The organism is Dysgonomonas sp. UBA7630, from assembly GCF_002483985.1.
Taxonomy (GTDB): Bacteria; Bacteroidota; Bacteroidia; order Bacteroidales; family Dysgonomonadaceae; genus Dysgonomonas.
Map to the genome: position 1 here is coordinate 1 of NZ_DLIY01000019.1, position 18,101 is coordinate 18,101.

Below are 18,101 nucleotides of genomic sequence, written 5' to 3' on the forward strand. Positions count from 1 at the left end.
ATTAACACTGGATTTTCCAACATCAGCCATACGATAAAATGTCTTTCGCCTGACGAGGAAATATCGAAGTTGACCACTATCCCGGTATCTTTGGAGTGTTCGATATGATACTTTAAGAAGAAAGGCGAGGTCTTGATTATCCAATAATTTATCATCATTGGTAAATGCTTCACCTGTTGCGATTACTGCTCTCAAATCGCTACCTATAGTTGTGAGCTTCTTGTTGAGCTTTTCCATCCATTGGGTAAAGTCTTCATTGTCTAAATACATAATTCTTTGTTTTTTGAAATTAATATTCTGATTAATTCCAATCGATTGGTAAAGCAAATGTCAGGCTTTGCAGGATATAAAATTAGGGGAGTAGATCATCTACTCCCCTCTAAATAACTTGTAACAACTAGTATATCAAACATATACTAAGTTGTATATCCTTGATTTTTACTTTCCCTGATAATCGCAGTTCTCATTCTATCTAAGAATCCAGTTAGTTTATTACTCTTTCGTTGAATAACTTCATCTCTTTTTTTATATACATCAGGTATTTTTAGATTGAAGAATTTTTCGAATGTTCGTGTCAGGAGATTGAGTGATATTTTTGTTCCATCTCTGGTTGTAACTCCATTCATGTAATAATATCCGCAGATATTTTCCATTACATCTACCAGATTTACCACATTTGGATTCAGAAATAGTGGAGATTTCCAAGTAGCTTCAATATTTATAAAGTACTTCGGGTACTCCATCTGCCTGTATATTAGGTCTGATTCTTTACTCACAAATGATAAAATTTTGTCGGAGTAGATTATCTTCAAAACATCTTTCTTTGCCCCATATGAAATTTCCAAGGCCTTTATCATATCAAATTCAATGTATATTAGATTAAGCATACGGATGCGCTTGATATTGTCATACTCATTATCCAGATAGTTGATTAATTTTTCAACGAATTCGCGATAGGCTGTTTTTAGGACAATATCCATTTCTTCAGTTGAAGCCTCTTTTGATAATATTACAAATAGCTTAGTTTGAAAAATATCCCACATAATATTAACAATCTAAGGTTTAACCGAGGTTGTTACACCTTGTATATCATTTTATGTTTGCCTAAGAAACTGTATTGCATATACTGATTGGATATAAGATATCAACTGACCATTTCTTTCTTCAATACTTTTATCTGTATTGAAAACAAAATAAAAGCTATGACTGTAGCTAAAAAATCAGCAATTGGGATGGACAACCAAACACCATCTACACCCATATATCGAGGTAATATGTATAAAGCTGGCACAAGGAACAATACCTGTCGGGATAGGCTAAGCAATACCGATTTCCCTGCATGACCAATACATTGAAAGAAGTTAATAGCTACAATTTGAAAACCAACTAACGGCAGACAAACAACAAGATACCGTAATGCATTCACAGAATATGCAGCCAACATTGGTCCCGGACTGAAAAAACCAACTAGGAAATCAGGAAAGAATAAGCCCAATATAAAACCACATGTTGTAGTTATAACTCCAACTTTTATTGTATATACAACAGTTTCTTTTACCCGATTAAAATTCCTTGCCCCATAATTGTATCCGACAATCGGTTGCATGCCTTGTGTTAAACCTATAACGACCATGGTAATTAGAGTCAATAGTGTATTTGCAATGGTGTATGACCCGATAGCCATATCCCCACCATGGGTGTCGTTTCCTAAAGATAATCTCAATTGATGAATGACAAAAAAGATAACCGCTGAAGATACGAGCTGCATTATAAATGGTGAAAATCCAATTGAAAAAATTGATTCTATTATTTTTCGTGATAAACCCATGCTCTTTATTCGTAACTTTATAAAGCTCTTGGAATTCAAGAAATGTTGTATTACAAATATGAAATAGAAGAATATTGACAGACTTGTAGCCATTGCTGCACCCTTTATACCCCAGCCCAAAGTATGTATAAAGATGGGTGCCAATATTATATTGGAAAAGACACTAATTAGTATTGCAATCATTGCTTTTCGTGGATAACCAGATGCTCTGATTATACAATTAAAAGTAAACCCAATGGAAAGAAAAAGGGTTCCAGGCATGTATATTTGTAGAAAATCACGGGCATATGGAAGTGTTTCATTACTGGCTCCTGCATACCTAAGTATTGGATCCAAGAAGGACAACATGCCTAATATTATAGCCCCACTTAAAATAAGAGCCAATAAGAAGGCGGTTCCTGCTATCTTTTCGGCTGTAGATATATCTTTTTTTCCTAAGTATATAGATACTCGAGTAGCTGATCCAATACCAACCAATATTCCCATTGAGCTGGTTATATTCATAATAGGGAGTACCAATCCAATTGCAGAGATGGCATTGTCACCGACCCATAGACCAATAAATATACGGTCAATCACATTATAAAGAGAATTAGCTATTGTTCCGATAATTGCAGGTATTGCATATTGCCAAAAAAGACGTGGAATATTTTTGTTTTCAAGTTCTTTTATGTTTGTCGTTTGCTCCATTTCCCAAACCCAATTATTATTTACATGACAAAAATAATTAAGAATTAAACGAATAGAACCATCCAATTTATCACTAATTTTAGTCATCCAATTTTAGAGTTATGCTACAGAAGATTAATCATAATATAAAAAGACCTGTTTTTTTACAAATCTATGATCAGGTAAAGGACCTGATTGAAAGCAATACCCTGAAAAATGGGGATAGATTACCATCTTCAAGAGAACTGGGTAGAATATTAGGCGTAAACAGAAGTACGGTAACCAAAGCCTATAATGAATTAATGATAAATGGATATACAGAAAGTTCTCCAGGTTCTTATACTATTGTTAGAAAAAGGCTTTCAGATAAATTAGTTTCAGATAAATTATACAATAATACTTCTGATCTGGATCTTTTATACAAAGAAACAATAGCATTACCTTATGATTCAATAATATGTGCACTTGAAAATGGTGAGCGTACAGAAACAGACAAAATCAATTTTGCTGAACTATACCCTGACACAAGTGTTTTAGATGATCTGTATATAAAAAGGTGCATAAGAGATACATTCTATAAGGCTCAGGTAGATCTCCCTAAATATCTAAATATCAGAGGGTATCAGCCTCTAAGGTCAGCGATAATTGATATAATGAGATCAGACTATGTTTCAATAGAAGATCAGAATATATTGATTACCAATAGTTCCTTGCAATCTTTACAATTAGTCTTTCAGGCATTTTCGAAACAAGGGGATTATATAGTCGTTGAAAATACTTGTGATCCGATTGTTCTTCAAATGGCTAAAGTATTTAGATTGAGTATAATTAAGATTCCTGTTTTAAGTAACGGGATGGATTTGGATTTACTTACAAAACAGTTGAATGAGAGGGAGATCCGTTTCATTTATACTATGCCAACTTATCAAAACCCAACAGGTATTTCAATGTCTCAGGATAAACGGGAAGAATTTTTGAATATTTGTTCTGAATACAATTGTCTTATTATAGAAAATGGGACTGAGGAAGAAATGAGCTACACAAGGAGGCCTTTTGTCCCTCTAAAGGCATTGGATAAGAGAGGGCAAGTTATTTATTTAGGTACATTTTCTAAGATCATGGCTCCTGCATTACGAATAGGTTGGATTGCCAGTACATCAGAGTGCATTAAGAAACTCACTGTACTAAAGTCGGTCTTTGAAGTGTCTACAAACTCAATTATCCATATCTTCCTTTATCATTTTATTAAGAGCGGAGCTTTTGAGTTACACTTACGAAAAACAAGACGGCTGCTAAAAAAGAAAATGAATATTGCTGTAAATGCGATAAAACAATATCTCCCGAAAGATAAAATTGAATGGATAGAACCCAATGGCGGATGTCTGATCTGGATCAGGCTATTAACTCTAAAGATAGAGAATCCAGAAAATTACTTCTCCGATTTTGGAATAATGGTTCTTGATGGAGATACGTTTTTTCATCATTCACAGGAAAACAACTATATCAGAATTTGTATTGCACAAACAAACGAAACAGAAATTGCAGATGGGTTCAAAAAATTAGGTGAAGCTATTAGACGATTAGTATAGTGCATTAATTATAGATACATATTGGTACTTTTGATCAATTTCTTAAAAGTATCATGCTATGTTGCATGTAAATAAGTTGATAGAATGTATTGATACGTAGATCGAATTTAATCAAAATAATAACCTATTTCATAAAGACACACAAAATACTATAATAATTAAGCAATCAACTTTTGATATTGTTCATTAGACACCTATTTAAGCTATCTCTCAGACTCTACTTTGGCCATTAAACCTAAAGAAGAACTCTTAGTTTACGAAAAAAAACTCTCATAATAGTAATTTATATGACGTCATTAGGATATTTAGTCCAGTTTTGTTTGATATAGTCGATTTTACTATCCTCTGTAACAATATAATCAATATCGGCTATAGACGCAATGTGATATATCCTTGCTGTATTTAGCTTATCACTATCAGCAATAACAATACATTTTTTTCCCCGCTCTATCATAGCTCGTTTTATCATAGCCTCCTCTCTGTCAGGGCCGGTTAAACCTTTTTCCGGGTGAATATCACTTGCTCCTATAATAGCCCAATCCGGTTGTACCATTTGTAAATCCTGATAAACTGTTATGCCTAAGGTAACCTGGGATGATGAGAAAACCTTTCCTCCTAAGAAAATCAAATCCAGATTAGGGTAATCAAATAGAGTATTAATAATAGGAAAACTATTTGTGTATATTGTCAGCTTCAGATCTCGGGGAATCTGTCGAGCAACTTCCATATTTGATGTACCACCATCTATTAAAATAACATCTCCTTCTTTGAATAGAGGTATAACCTTTGCTGCCATTTGCTGCTTTACTGTAACAGCAGTATTGAGACGTTCAGTAAATTTTATGGAAATACCCGATTTGGGAATAGCTCCTCCGTGTACTTTGGTCAATAATCCTTTATCCTCCAGCTCAGCCAAGTCTCGCCTCAATGTGTCATCCGAAACGCCAAGCTCCTCACTCAGATNNAACATAAATTCGGCTATCCTTAACTATACGGCTCAAGATATATTCCTGCCTTTCTTCTTTCAGCATAATTCCGCATTATTAATATTGCATAATATTGCAATATTAGCTATATTTATTAGCAAAACAAAGTAAATAGTGAGGTATCTTTTATCTAAATGCGATATTGTGCTGAATATATACTTCTGATTGCGCTAAATTCATTATTCTGTAAAAATAACCGCATTGATAAATCATATCTAACTCGCTTATTTTTTAGGATAGAAACTGTTAAACAATTAAAAAAACAAAAAAATGGATCAGCGGATTTTAGTAGACATGGATGGGGTATTGGCCGATGTATATACTCAGTTTATTACGTTTGAATATGAACGTTCGGGAAAGCAGATAGTTTTGGATGAGATATATGGTAAATTGGAAGAGTTTGCCTTTCCCTCATTTAAGGAGGATGTAAATAAACCAGGCTTTTTTAGAACCGTGCCTCCCATCGAAAATTGTATAGAAGGACTTAATTATCTAAATAATAAATATACGGTTCTTATTGTATCGTCTGCAACAGAATTCACGAATAGCCTGAATGATAAACGGGCATGGCTGTCTGAGTATTTCCCATTTATCTCATGGAAACAAATGATTTTTTGTGGAAGCAAAGAAAATATTCAGGGAGATATTATGATTGATGATCATCCAAAAAACCTTCGCCTTTTTCCCGGGCGAAAAATCTTATTTACCCAACCTCACAATGTATATACACATGGTTTTAATTTTGAACGGGTAAACGATTGGATTAAGATTATGAATATCTTATAATAATATCTATTAAGAGTTAGATTTATTCAAAAAAATAGAACTGTAGGCAACTTAACTTAACAAAAAAGGATCCTAATGAAAAGATTATGCAGAACCAATATATGAATGACTGATATTATTTTTCTTTTCAACTGATAAACCACTCATTTAAAAAGAGAATAATAAAAGCAAGGTTTTACCAAAGAATACACTTTTGAAAAAAGGAAGATTCTTTGAGTAAACTCGGAGAGCTAGACCTTGCTGAATTATTCTCTTGATATATCTTCGTGTTCAGATGAAAGAAAAGAAACTTAGAGCGAGAATTTCTTATCTACCTCTTGAATATCTCTCATAATAGAACTATCCAACACTTTTGCATAATGCTGGGTCGTGCGGACATTCGAATGACCTAATATCTTCGCTACATTTTCCAACGATACTTTATTCGCTAAAAATACAATGGTCGCCGCTGTATGTCGGGCCACATGAGTAATAACAGGAGAAACGGTAACTAGCGAAACACAGCGAATAAAACGTAACTCGTTTATAATTAAATGAATTGCTCTAATTTGCTGTTTTGTTAAAAAGCAGGATATTGCCAAATACAGCAGTATTTGAATTACCAATCCGTTACCTCAATAATTACCGAATCGGAATAGGTAACTCGTAGTTGATTGGAGAAATATAGTTAGGGTTCGTATGTTCTGATTCACAGCATTTTGCATAACAAAGAGCACTTATATAATCGGTAACTTTGCCTTCCGGCAAAGCCCACAAAATTATAAGTGTATGAAACAAGAAAAATTCAAGGTTTTACTTTACCTGAAAAAAAGCAGTCCTGATAAATTAGGCAAAACTCCCATCATGGGAAGAATCACTATCGGAAGGTCCATGTCCCAATTCAGCCTGAAACTTTCCTGTACTCCCGGGTTGTGGAATCCCCGCGAAAGTCGTCTGGATGGTAAAAGCCGTGAAGCAGTAGTAACCAATGCAAAAATAGAGAAACTATTGCTTGCTGTGCATTCGGCTTATGATACACTCATAGAACGTAACCAATCTTTCGATGCCGAATCAGTCAAAAATCTGTTTCAGGGAAGTATGGGAGCACAAACAACCCTGCTTGCACTTCTTGACAGGCATATGCAAGGGCTACGAGCACGTATCGGAATAGATGTTGCCCCGACCACCTTAAGCGGTTATGTGTACACCCACCGTTCATTAGGCAAATTCATCAAAAAGAAGTTCAAGACCAAAGATATCGCTTTCGGGCAGTTGAACGAGCTGTTCATCCGGGAGTATCAGGACTTCGTTCTTCTGGAACAGGGCTATTCAATGGATACCGTTCGCCACTATCTGGCTATCCTGAAAAAGATGTGTAAGATTGCTTTCAAAGAAGGCATTTCCGAGAAACTGCATTTTGCCCATTACAAACTACCCAAACAAAAAGAAGCCACTCCCAAAGCATTAAGCAGGGAAAGTTTTGAAAAAATCCGTGACTTGGAGATTGCTCCCAACCGTCATTCGCATCTGCTTACCCGTGATTTATTTCTCTTCGCTTGCTATACCGGTACTTCTTATGCGGATATAGTCCGCATAACAGAAGAAAATCTGTTCACCGACGAAGAAAATAACCTTTGGCTTAAATACCGCAGAAAGAAAACAGACTTTCAGGCTCGTGTCAAATTATTGCCCGAAGCCATCACTCTGCTTGAAAAATATAAAGACGAGGACAGAGAAACATTGTTCCCGATACAATCAGCAGAAGTGGTACAATTAAATATGCGGGGATTACGTGTTATGGCAGATATAAAGCAGCCAATCTCCTATCATTCAGGAAGACATAGCTTTGCCAGTTTAATTACGCTCGAAGAGGGAGTCCCGATAGAAACAATCAGTAGGATGCTCGGGCACAGCAACATCAAAACGACTCAGGTCTATGCCCGTGTTACTCCTAAAAAGCTTTTCGAGGATATGGATAAATTTATTGAAGTAACCAGAGATTTACAATTAGTTCTATAAAGTCAAGGTCGCTCTTTTTATTATCGGTTAAGGATTTTATTTATTGATAGATCTGTTTGAATACATATCATTAAATGCTTTTCTTACTTGTATCAAAACAAAATCATTCAAAAATATATAATTATGAGATCAACATTCAAAATATTGTTTTACATCAATAAAAACAAAATTAAGGCAGATGGCACAACAGCTATTCTGTGCCGGATCAGTATAGACGGCAAACAAACAGTCATAACCACAGGTATCTATTGCAGTCCTGAAGATTGGAATACAAGGAAAGGAACCATTAAAATAGAAAGGGAAAATAATAAGCTTATAACCTATCGTAACCGTATCGAGAACACCTACAATCATATATTGAGAGAACAGGGAGTTATCAGCGCAGAGCTATTAAAAAACACTATCATTGGGGTTAACTCTATCCCAACCATGCTCTTACAGGCAGGAGACGTGGAACGTGAACGCCTGCGACTTCGCTCCATCGAAATAAACTCCACAACCAGCTACCGACAATCGGGAATATCACAACGGAACCTGAAAGAGTTCCTATGCTCCAGAGGGATGAAGGATATTGCCTTCTCTGATATTACCGAAGAGTTTGGCGAATCATTCAAACTCTATTTGAAAACCATAGGAGAACGCAAATCGGGTTATATCAATAAATGTATCACCTGGCTCAACAGGCTTATTTATATTGCCATCGATCAGGAAGTATTAAGAAGTAATCCGTTGGAAGAGGTGAGGTATGAAAAGAAAGAACCACCCAAGCACAAACACATAAGCAAAGATGATTTTAAACGGCTGCTGGAAACACCCATGCCCGAAGAACGGTTGGAGCTGGTGCGCAGGGCTTTTATCTTCTCAACATTGACCGGATTAGCTTATGTAGATATATACGGATTGTATCCGCACCATATAGGTAAAACGGCAGAAGGTAGGCTTTATATCCGAAAACGCAGGGTAAAGACCAATGTCGAGGCATTTATACCCCTGCATCCGATAGCGGAGCAAATTCTTATGTTATACAATACCACAGATGAAAGTAGTCCCGTGTTTCCGTTACCTGTCCGTGATAAAATCTGGTACGAGATAAACCAGATAGGAACATTAATAGACCTGAAAGAGAATCTCTCCTACCATCAAAGCCGACATAGTTTCGGGACTTTGTTGCTTTCAGCAGGTGTTTCGATAGAGAGCGTAGCTAAAATGATGGGACATGCAAACATCAATACGACTCAGGTATATGCACAGATTACAGAGCAGAAAATATCGCAAGATATGGATAAGCTAATCAAACGAAGAAAAACAATGCAAAATACAGCAGTTCAAACCGCAATAATAATATAGGCCAGCCATGAAGAGAGAAAGAAGAGAAATAATTACAATGACAGATAATGGAATAGTTATTGTTTCAGGTCATGTGAGAATGAGTGTTTCTGAAATTGCAGATTTGTTTGGCATTTACTACCGGACGGCAAAACGGCATATCCGAGCTATTGAAAAAGCGGGTATTGCCGAAGGGGATTATACAATGAGTTGTATCGCTGATGGTCAAAAAATCTATCCCGAATACTATGGTTTAGAAATGATTATCGCTCTTGCTTTCAGGGTTCAATCAAAAAATGCTGAGATGTTTCGGAAGAGTATGACACAAAGAGCAAAGACCTCGCCAAGTAGGGAATTGATTCCCGCAATTTCCTGTTTATATAAGAACTTTTCGCTCAATTGAAATAAGCACCAACTATATCGTATAATAAATTAGGCATGGCTTCTTTTTTTTAATAATAAGAAAATATAGCAGGAAAGAGTCATCTAACAGATCAAAATGATTTATCTTTATTAAATTCTTATACAAACCAAATATAATATTTATTTAAATCTTTAATTATGAATAAATCGGAATTAGTTGATGCTGTTGCAGCAAAATCTGGATTGAACAAGGCAGATGCAAAAAAAGCGCTAGAAGCCGTTATTGAATCTATCACGCAAGAAGTAAAAAAAGGAGAGAAAGTAGCCCTTGTCGGCTTCGGTACATTTTCTGTATCTGAGAGAGCTGCAAGAAAAGGTATTAATCCCCAGACAAAGGCTATAATAAATATTCCGGCCAAGAAATCAGCTAAATTCAAAGCCGGAGCGGAATTAGCCAATTTATAATTTTTTTCAGGAGATAATCAGAACAATACATGAACAATGTATTAAGGCTATCCCAAGAAATGAAAAGACCGATATACTAAAAATTAGGTATTGGTCTTTTTTAGCTTAAATAACGAAATTGGAGAAAGCTTTCCGCCCTTTTCTTAGAGTCTATCATACGTATTGGATAGAAATCCCAAATATATAAAAGAATATACTCCAGGGTTGTTTTAGATTTTAACGATTTCATTTTTCATCTGAATACAAAAATAGAGAAGGTTATAAAACACCAAAACTAAACAACGTATTTTGACAAATCTTCCTTTTCAAAATGCAAAAGAGTATTTATCAAAATAGACTTGGGTTATTCATTAGCCTTCTGTTAAAGAGATGTTTACCAGTTACAAAAAGAAAAAATATTAAGTTTGAGCTTATACTTATATTGGAGATTCTTTATACATTAGTTGGATTTCTGAATAATTTTATACATTTGCTAGTACTTCCTGTTTACAATAAATAGCATCGTATAGATAATTATGTTGAATCACCTAACTGAATCTGGATATTTGTGGATATTGTTAACTTTTATTTCTATTTATTGGTTAGCGAATAAGCTTTTACATCATAAAATTAGAGGATATATTGGAGAGAAAATTACAGCTATAATATTAACAAAACTAGAAAAATCTCAATATAAGGTAATCAATAATGTTGTATTAAATATCAATGGGAGAACTTCTCAAATAGATCATCTTGTCATCTCTGATTTTGGAATATTTATTATAGAAACAAAGAATTATAAAGGGTGGATTCTTGGAGGTGAGAATTCTGATTATTGGACTCAAGTCATATATAAATATAAAAATAAGTTTTATAACCCGATCCTCCAGAATTACAGTCACATACAGTCCCTAAAGCATACTCTTAGAGAATATTCAAATGTCAAATTTATTCCAATTGTGGTTTTTTCGACCAAAGCAACTATTAAAACTCAAACAGACTCTTGCGTAATATATTCAACAAACCTTTTGAAAGAAATTAGAAAACACAGAGAGGTAATACTTACCGAAAGAGAAAAAGATGAGATTACGAATATTATATATTCCGCCAATACAAAAGAAATATATGATAATAGTCAACATATTAGATCGATAAAAAAGAGAATTAAAGAAAGAGAAAAAGCTGTTGAGCAAAATAGATGTCCTCGTTGTGGAAAAATCTTAGTTCTGCGTAATGGAAAGTTTGGGCAATTTAAGGGTTGTAGCAATTACCCAAGATGTAAATACACTATACACTCCTAATCAAGTCAATATAGGAATCTATATAAGGTTTTATTCTCTCAAGAAACTAGCTTTACAATATCTTATTGGAGTCTTATTCTGATTATATAATTAAGAATTGTCTCTTCATTATTAGCTAACTCTCTTTTTAATAAATCTATATTACCTATTTGTTATCTAAGAAGTTCATTATTATTTCAAATAACTCATTAATCGTGAGAAGTTAGATGAGATAATATTTTCAACATCGCAATTGGTAATATTCCATTCTTGAACTAAATAATTAATTACTGAAGATATTTCACCTGGTTTTAAAGGTAGATTTCTCACTTCCACAAATGGTCCATCCGTTTCTGTCAATATATAATGTTTTGGTATTTTAGATATTATCTTTCTGCCTGACATAGATTTTACCATTGCAGGATTGATTGAGAAGAAATAACCAGCCTCTACAATCGAATCTATAAGATTCAATCCTCCAGAATACCAATGGAAAATTGCAGATTGTATATTATTTTTTATCAAAAGATCTAAAACTTCTTTTTCAGCCTTTCTGGAATGAATACTTAAAATTTTTTTTTGTTCTGAAACAATCTGTAGTATTTTAGAAAAAGTTTCTATTTGAATATCTTTGGTAGATATACCTTCTTTAGAAAAATCCAAACCAATTTCTCCGATATATGATGTTCTACTAATATTTTTCAGAAATAAATCAAATTCCTTTGCGTGTAAATCTGCCATTAAGGGGTGCATACCTAATGCTAATCGGATTTTTTTTAATGACTGAAAATATGGATATCCCATTTCAAAATGGCTTGGAAGATTAGTCATAGCTAATACCGTAATATTAGCTATGACAGAATCTTGTAAAACTTTTCTCGGGTTGGGATATAAATCTATATGGCAGTGTGTGTCAATAATCATCTCAAATTCAACTCTATTTTCACAAATTCATTTCCCTTATCTCTAAATAGTTGTAGGACTTCTTGTTTTGATCTTAATACCATTTCTGCATATTCAGTAAGGTCACTAAGATCTATATTACCATTAACTAATAAATCTCTTTTCATTTTTTCTAATGAAATGTTTTTCTTTAAATAGCTGAATAGGGCAGGTAAATCATTATTCCCCATAGTTATAACTTTAGTAATAAAATTCCCATAGTGGTTTTCATTGTCTAAGCCAGCCTTATTCAATGCAGCTCGTCTATATATACAAGGCATACATCGTCCACAATTGTGCATCTCGCTAGGATTATCAAAATGGTATTGCCGTCTTCCTCTTTTTCCACAAGAAACCGAATCTTGAAAAATAATTTTTAGAAATTTGAGATTTGAACATTCAAGAAACATTTCTCCTTTGGTCTTAAATGTATATGGATTATGTATTCTAGTGAATAAGCCTAATTCAGTAAGTAGTTCTTGAGTATTCTTTAAAACATAGGGATGAGTTGTTCTTGTACTCAAAGAACTCACTCTTGATGGAGTAAGGGGATAGTTAATTGAAATCGTTCCATTTTCAGGGATTATCAACTCATCAATTGGAGACAAATAACAACCTAAACCAATGAAAAACAGGGAACGACTACGGTAGTTGTTTTCTATTACTATTTTGTTTCCTTCTATATCTTTTCTAGACAGTGCCAATTTTGATTGTATCCAATATATTTTATTCGGATATTTAGTTATTAAATGTCTGAACAACTTATTCTGGTCTCCATTTGGTCCCGGAGATTTTGAATCAAAATGAGAGAGCAAAAGTATTCTTTCACTATCTTCTAGCTTTTCTAATTCATCAATAACACCTATTAAAGAATCTAATCCTCCAGAAAAAAGACTTACTGATTTAATTGAATCTATTACATAGGCCGGTGGATTTTTCCTTCTTCTAGACAAAGGACGTGGATAATAAAGTGTATCTTGTATATTTTGTCTAAAACGAACAAGCCAGTTATCTCCTGTCAAAAAATCTAATATTCGTTTTAGTTTATATTCTTTACCAGTCCAAATATCTATATTATTGACTGGAAATTCGACTTCAATATCTCTCGTCCAACCATCATTCGAATAAATAGCTCGACTCAATAAATTATCAACTCCGTAAACTATTGCCGATATAAGAAAGAAATCAAATTTTACAGATGTGAAATCAGTCGTAAAATCAAATACTCTTTCATAGCCTAAAAAAGATAGAGGAACCTTTCTTTCCACATCATTGTCTGTGTAACAAAGCTGCAAATCTGCAAATTTGCCATAATCTGCATTATCTATAACTACGCTTACTCTCATAACTATTCAAATACGGTTAGAACATCTTGTTGAATATTTTTTATTAGCCTATCGGCTTCATCAGAACTCCAATCTACATTTTGAAGAGGATTTTTTTTATGAATATCCTCAACTCTTTCCACTATGAAATTTTTTATTTGTCCGAAAAGATTATTACAATCATTCTCACTCTTGTTCTTTATCAAATTTTCATAAAACCATTTTGATAAAAGCTCATTAATATAATACCCGAAATACTTTATTATAACATCTTCCAAGGTATTCGTTGTAAAAGTCTCTTGTAATAAGGCTTGTACTTCATCAATAGATTCTGCCTGCCCCATTAATTCTTCGAATAATAATCTTGTAGCCTCTTTTGCTGCATTATCATCAATTGATGTCGCACTGCCCGAACAGTACTCAATTAAATGATTAATAATATCTTCAACTGTTTTGTTCTCAATATCAGTTAACCCTGTAAATTCGAGAGTCTGCCTAATATTATTACCAGAGCTGATAAATTTAGAAAAGACTCCTCCTATTTTCTTTGCTGTTCTGATACTACTTCTTCCACCAGCTTTTGAACCACCACGTCCACCAGTTGAGGCTCCACTCAATGCTGAAACAAAATGTCCCATTATATTCTGTAGCTTCTGAGTTGAAAGAACTGAAGAATCACAATTTGAAGTTAGCGAGGAACTAAGTACACCCCAATTCGGGATCATTGTGTGTTTTACATCAGAAAATGATTTAGATGTTCCCATGTCTATTTTTTTAGATTAAATGCTTTGCTTGCTTTGGATTTTCCATCCTTGAAATAATCATTTAAAAATTCACCTATTATCGGTTCTGATTTAAAATCTGCTAATCTTATAGCAACCGCAGGCTCAATATCCGATACACTGATTATTTTAAGGGCTTCTATATAATGATAAACTGTATTGTCAATTTTAGCTTCTGTCATTACATTGAAAATATCATATAATCGTTTTTGCTGAGGATTCCTCTTTAAATTAGAGGATAAAAGATTGAAAAATGCTTCTTTTTCAACATCATTAAATGTCTGGAATTTTTCAGAAATTAAAGATCTTGTAACCGTTGATGTCATATTATCTGGTAATAATTCATTGAAAAACGCTCTTATTATAGGTGGAATCATACTCGTTGCAGTGATAGAGTTTTCTAATTTATCCCGAGCAATCCAATAGTAATCTCGTAGATCAACTCCTGATAATAAAGGCTCAATTTGAAACCACTTTATTATTTTGGGCTTATTCCATTCTTTAAAATATGATTCTTTCATTTCAGAAATAATATCTTCAATTCCTTTCTCTTTGCATAGAGTTTCTATTTCTATAATTTCTTTAGGTATTCCATCTTGAATAATCTGCCATTCAAATAATTTTTTAAATAACTTAGGTTCAGAATATTCAAGTATCATCAGTTTTGCTAGAACAGCATCATCAAAATTCTGTAAGGTTGCCACTTCTGCGAGCCTTTTCCTAATAGTATAGGTGTTTAGAAACCGTTTAATCTGCCGGGGATTTCCATACAAGCTATTTGTAATTAAGGGTACTAGAGAAGGTATTGTTATTACATTATCTTTTACCTTTCTGAAATCATTGTCTTCTAATATTTTCTCAAAATTCGACAATCCAAATGCAGAATATTTATTTGTTGATCTATATTTCTTAAATTCGTCCAGTACTTTTTTGAATTTATCATCACCAATTTCTTTTTTACAGATAAGCATTGATATATAAGTTTCAACTTCTGATTCTGAAAGTCTTGGTAAAGAATAAGGAAGCTGAATTAATTTCTCTAAATAATCAATAATAATCCTGTTATTATCGTCCTCTATTTCTTTATTGTTTTTATACTTATATTCAATAGCATATTTAACTATTCGAGGATCTGCTCCGATGACAAATGCAGTTTTGGGGACATTCAGGAAAAGTTTAATTGCTTCAAGATTTTCAATAATTCTTTCAGGACTACATCTATCTAAATCATCAATAATTACAACTAACCGTTTGAAATTTGTCGCATCTAAGAGTTCTGAAAAATCTTTTCTAAATTCAGCGACTGCATTTGTAATGTTTTTATCATTCTCTTTCCCTTCTTTTATAAAAGATTTAAATATTTCCTTTCCTTCATCCGATTGAAGTTTTTTAATTATTATTTCTGGGTTATTGCCCCATTCTGCTAACTTCTGGATGGCAAAGGGAACTAAACTAAGCCCTCCCGTAAAATATGCAGTAACGGCAGGTAAAGCTACATTTTTCATAACCATGCCTGCTCCACGCATCCAGTCAATATACTTCCGAAGTTTCTTTGCTTTTTTCTTTATTGTATCCTTTATTGCATCAGGAATTTTTTTGTTGTCTTCCAATTCCTTAAGAATAGAATTGAGTAATGCAGCCTTAGCATCATCATATCCCTCAAAAGTCCAACCATTAAAGTATATACAGAGCGAATCCTTATCAGCATCCTTATCAAACGCTTCTTTTACAATTTGTAAGACACTGGATTTACCACTACCCCAATCACCAAAAACCCCTATCGTAATCGGCAAAACAGATTCATCATAAATGATATTTATTAATAAATCAGCATGTACGTTGAAGCCTAATAGGTCTTCTGAAGTTTCGTTATCAGCCCACATAAACTAGTAATTATAAGTAGTTACTATACAAAAAATTATTTATGCTGTACATATTATCAAAAAAAATATCATTGATGGTTCACAATGTTACCGATAACCGTAATATTGTGAATCCAACTATTTTTTCATAATAATTTATTTACTCATTCATTTATCAACTTCTTAAATTTAGGTGTATCAAATTTAGGAGTTATTGCAGGTAAATCGACTTTAACCGAGATAGGCATAGGAAAATCAACTCCCATAATGATAGCTTCGCCTGAACCTAGAGACGGTAAGAAGGATAGGGTTTCTTTATTCGCCGTTGAGCAAGCACTACCTATTGCCTCTTTGTCTTGATAATTTATCAGCCTATGTGTAATAAATGTTCCCATTTGACTCAGCGTCCCAACTGGTATATCTCTTGGCATCTGCGTAGATAAACATAGAAACAAACCATATTTCCGACTCTCCTTTGCAATGTTATCAAAAGCGTTTAATTCTGTACTTTCAAAATATTCATCCTTAACTTTCTTATTTAAAAACTGATGTGCTTCATCTACAAAAAGAATTAGAGGATTTTCTCTAAAAGCGTTTGTTCGAGCTTTATTTAACAGATACCGCCCCAGTGAATTGGCTAAAATTTCCCTTGCCTGAAAATTATAAGGTACATTTTCAAAACCAATCCTTAAGATATTCTTATCAGTACTTGCTAAAAAATCGTTTATCTTAGTTATTAGATTACTTGTCGTAGGTGCATTAAATCCAAACATTCCTGCGTAATCATTGTCTGAAATCACATTATTAACACGCATTATTAGGCTTGTCGCATTTCCATAATTTCTGTCATCTCTACTGTTTGACCAACGATCGTTAAATATTTGATAACATTCATTCCCAATTTGTCTATGAAGTAGATTTATTCTGAAATTATTTATTGTGAAATCTTCAATTATAGCCTTATATGTGAAGTACGCATTATTATATGGCGCAGTAAAATTATTTTGTTTTACAACTAATCCATTATTTATTATTACTTGCTGACCTCTAAATGTAAAAGTATCATTAGTTCCATCATTGTTATGTCCATTATTAGGAATATTATTCATCAAACAATGTGCTACTTTTAATGATTTAATCGCCTCTAGTAAAACTGGTTGTTGTACCTGGCCAGACGGCCTAAATAGGACAAACAAATCATTTATAGTCAAATTTTGGTATGGAAAATAACTCTCGGAGATCAAGACTGAATGGTCAACATTTAAATGAGTATCAAATGTTGAATATTCTCCTGTTGGATCCAATATGATTGCTTTTGCTCCAGTTTCTATAACTCCTTCGATAAATTTACTTATGGTATAACTTTTACCACCCCCTGTTGTACCTACAACTGCACAATGACGGCTAAAAATTGCCTGCAATGAAATGTCTACCGGAACATTTTTGTCATATATTAAATTACCCATTCTAAATGTAGGTGAATGTTCTATGTTCTCAGGTTTTATCCCAAAGGTCTTAAAATGAGTAGCAAGAAATTCGGCAGAACAAATAAATACTTTGGAACCTATAAGCGGCAAACTGTTTATTCCTTTTTCTATTTTACTCGGGTCAAACAAATCAAAAGATAAAAGAATTTCAATTCTTCCTACCGGATGAAAAGCCTTTGTAGAAAAAGTCCTTTCACTTAATTCTAATCGTTCTTTTTCAGGCAACGATATTTCTAAAATTTTACCCAGAAATCCCTTTTCTTCACCTTCAATAAGAATGTAATTTCCGACAAGTCCTCCTCGTAGGACCTCCGCATGATGTACAAATGTTTTCATCAGTACAGATGATGGGAAATGGACTTTCACAAATGCAGGAGATACAAAATTTACATACCCAAGAAAATGACTATGATTGAATGGACTATTGCTCATAT

Annotated in this window: 16 protein-coding genes and 1 pseudogene; 7 read left to right on the forward strand and 10 right to left on the reverse strand. The window is 33.6% G+C overall.

Going from position 1 to position 18,101, the window contains the following annotated elements:
* The 3 genes from B3P17_RS08095 to B3P17_RS08105 all read right to left on the reverse strand — a co-directional run.
* Positions 1-270, reverse strand: a 270-nt coding sequence (locus tag B3P17_RS08095; protein WP_291104971.1) for a helix-turn-helix domain-containing protein, incomplete at its 3' end; no start/stop codon positions are given.
* A gap of 146 nt (positions 271-416) precedes the next feature.
* A complete protein-coding gene (locus tag B3P17_RS08100; RefSeq protein ID WP_291104974.1) occupies positions 417-1,043 on the reverse strand; it encodes a hypothetical protein in 627 nt (208 codons plus the stop codon).
* Between the two features lie 101 nt (positions 1,044-1,144).
* Positions 1,145-2,605 carry an MATE family efflux transporter gene (locus tag B3P17_RS08105; protein ID WP_291104976.1) on the reverse strand — a complete coding sequence of 487 codons (1,461 nt, stop codon included), beginning with the start codon at positions 2,603-2,605 and terminating at the stop codon, positions 1,145-1,147.
* A gap of 14 nt (positions 2,606-2,619) precedes the next feature.
* On the opposite strand from B3P17_RS08105, the gene B3P17_RS08110 reads away from it, so the two are divergent.
* Positions 2,620-4,086, forward strand: a complete 1,467-nt coding sequence (locus tag B3P17_RS08110; protein ID WP_291104979.1) for a PLP-dependent aminotransferase family protein — start codon at positions 2,620-2,622, stop codon at positions 4,084-4,086.
* Between the two features lie 283 nt (positions 4,087-4,369).
* Here the strand turns inward: B3P17_RS08110 and B3P17_RS08115 are convergent, their stop codons facing one another.
* Complete coding sequence (locus B3P17_RS08115) at positions 4,370-5,056, reverse strand: DeoR/GlpR family DNA-binding transcription regulator (RefSeq protein ID WP_291104982.1); 687 nt, start codon at positions 5,054-5,056, stop codon at positions 4,370-4,372.
* A 286-nt stretch (positions 5,057-5,342) separates the two neighbouring features.
* On the opposite strand from B3P17_RS08115, the gene B3P17_RS08120 reads away from it, so the two are divergent.
* Positions 5,343-5,858: a 5' nucleotidase, NT5C type gene (locus B3P17_RS08120; RefSeq protein WP_291104985.1), complete on the forward strand. Its 516-nt coding sequence runs from the start codon at positions 5,343-5,345 to the stop codon at positions 5,856-5,858.
* Positions 5,859-6,148: 290 nt separating this feature from the next.
* On the opposite strand, the pseudogene B3P17_RS15820 reads toward B3P17_RS08120, so the two are convergent.
* Positions 6,149-6,328: pseudogene (locus B3P17_RS15820) on the reverse strand (tyrosine-type recombinase/integrase); the annotation flags it as partial.
* Positions 6,329-6,626: 298 nt separating this feature from the next.
* Between B3P17_RS15820 and B3P17_RS08130 the strand changes: the two are divergent.
* From B3P17_RS08130 to B3P17_RS08150, 5 genes are all read left to right on the forward strand, one after another.
* The gene (locus tag B3P17_RS08130) at positions 6,627-7,856 is read left to right on the forward strand and encodes a site-specific integrase (protein WP_291028610.1); all 1,230 of its coding nucleotides are present in this window, start codon (positions 6,627-6,629) and stop codon (positions 7,854-7,856) included.
* Between the two features lie 123 nt (positions 7,857-7,979).
* Positions 7,980-9,203, forward strand: coding sequence for a site-specific integrase (locus tag B3P17_RS08135; protein WP_291104991.1), 1,224 nt, complete (start codon positions 7,980-7,982; stop codon positions 9,201-9,203).
* Positions 9,204-9,210: 7 nt separating this feature from the next.
* Positions 9,211-9,585: a hypothetical protein gene (locus tag B3P17_RS08140; protein WP_291031312.1), complete on the forward strand. Its 375-nt coding sequence runs from the start codon at positions 9,211-9,213 to the stop codon at positions 9,583-9,585.
* Positions 9,586-9,743: 158 nt separating this feature from the next.
* A complete protein-coding gene (locus tag B3P17_RS08145) occupies positions 9,744-10,010 on the forward strand; it encodes an HU family DNA-binding protein (protein ID WP_291031311.1) in 267 nt (88 codons plus the stop codon).
* 515 nt (positions 10,011-10,525) lie between these two features.
* Positions 10,526-11,290 carry an NERD domain-containing protein gene (locus B3P17_RS08150; protein ID WP_291104994.1) on the forward strand — a complete coding sequence of 255 codons (765 nt, stop codon included), beginning with the start codon at positions 10,526-10,528 and terminating at the stop codon, positions 11,288-11,290.
* Between the two features lie 171 nt (positions 11,291-11,461).
* Here B3P17_RS08150 and qatD read toward each other — a convergent pair whose 3' ends face one another.
* From qatD to B3P17_RS08175, 5 genes are all read right to left on the reverse strand, one after another.
* On the reverse strand, positions 11,462-12,193 hold the full coding sequence (qatD, locus tag B3P17_RS08155; protein WP_291031307.1) for a Qat anti-phage system TatD family nuclease QatD: 732 nt from the start codon (positions 12,191-12,193) through the stop codon (positions 11,462-11,464).
* Positions 12,190-13,557, reverse strand: a complete 1,368-nt coding sequence (qatC, locus tag B3P17_RS08160) for a Qat anti-phage system QueC-like protein QatC (protein WP_291031305.1) — start codon at positions 13,555-13,557, stop codon at positions 12,190-12,192. The genes qatD and qatC overlap by 4 nt, the downstream gene beginning before the upstream one ends.
* Positions 13,558-13,559: 2 nt before the next feature.
* A complete protein-coding gene (locus tag B3P17_RS08165) occupies positions 13,560-14,300 on the reverse strand; it encodes a hypothetical protein (RefSeq protein ID WP_291031303.1) in 741 nt (246 codons plus the stop codon).
* A 2-nt stretch (positions 14,301-14,302) separates the two neighbouring features.
* On the reverse strand, positions 14,303-16,201 hold the full coding sequence (locus B3P17_RS08170) for a KAP family P-loop NTPase fold protein (protein WP_291104997.1): 1,899 nt from the start codon (positions 16,199-16,201) through the stop codon (positions 14,303-14,305).
* Between the two features lie 143 nt (positions 16,202-16,344).
* Positions 16,345-18,099, reverse strand: a complete 1,755-nt coding sequence (locus B3P17_RS08175) for an ATP-binding protein (RefSeq protein ID WP_291031299.1) — start codon at positions 18,097-18,099, stop codon at positions 16,345-16,347.
* Positions 18,100-18,101: the final 2 nt, after the last annotated feature.

What these genes read in the sequence shown, in the direction of transcription:
- B3P17_RS08100 (WP_291104974.1), bottom strand. Translation starts at nt 1,043, where the DNA reads ATGTGGGATATTTTTCAAACTAAGCTATTTGTAATATTATCAAAAGAG.
- B3P17_RS08105 (WP_291104976.1), bottom strand. Translation starts at nt 2,605, where the DNA reads ATGACTAAAATTAGTGATAAATTGGATGGTTCTATTCGTTTAATTCTT.
- B3P17_RS08110 (WP_291104979.1), top strand. Translation starts at nt 2,620, where the DNA reads ATGCTACAGAAGATTAATCATAATATAAAAAGACCTGTTTTTTTACAA.
- B3P17_RS08120 (WP_291104985.1), top strand. Translation starts at nt 5,343, where the DNA reads ATGGATCAGCGGATTTTAGTAGACATGGATGGGGTATTGGCCGATGTA.
- B3P17_RS08130 (WP_291028610.1), top strand. Translation starts at nt 6,627, where the DNA reads ATGAAACAAGAAAAATTCAAGGTTTTACTTTACCTGAAAAAAAGCAGT.
- B3P17_RS08135 (WP_291104991.1), top strand. Translation starts at nt 7,980, where the DNA reads ATGAGATCAACATTCAAAATATTGTTTTACATCAATAAAAACAAAATT.
- B3P17_RS08140 (WP_291031312.1), top strand. Translation starts at nt 9,211, where the DNA reads ATGAAGAGAGAAAGAAGAGAAATAATTACAATGACAGATAATGGAATA.
- B3P17_RS08145 (WP_291031311.1), top strand. Translation starts at nt 9,744, where the DNA reads ATGAATAAATCGGAATTAGTTGATGCTGTTGCAGCAAAATCTGGATTG.
- B3P17_RS08150 (WP_291104994.1), top strand. Translation starts at nt 10,526, where the DNA reads ATGTTGAATCACCTAACTGAATCTGGATATTTGTGGATATTGTTAACT.
- qatD (WP_291031307.1), bottom strand. Translation starts at nt 12,193, where the DNA reads ATGATTATTGACACACACTGCCATATAGATTTATATCCCAACCCGAGA.
- qatC (WP_291031305.1), bottom strand. Translation starts at nt 13,557, where the DNA reads ATGAGAGTAAGCGTAGTTATAGATAATGCAGATTATGGCAAATTTGCA.
- B3P17_RS08165 (WP_291031303.1), bottom strand. Translation starts at nt 14,300, where the DNA reads ATGGGAACATCTAAATCATTTTCTGATGTAAAACACACAATGATCCCG.
- B3P17_RS08170 (WP_291104997.1), bottom strand. Translation starts at nt 16,201, where the DNA reads ATGTGGGCTGATAACGAAACTTCAGAAGACCTATTAGGCTTCAACGTA.
- B3P17_RS08175 (WP_291031299.1), bottom strand. Translation starts at nt 18,099, where the DNA reads ATGAGCAATAGTCCATTCAATCATAGTCATTTTCTTGGGTATGTAAAT.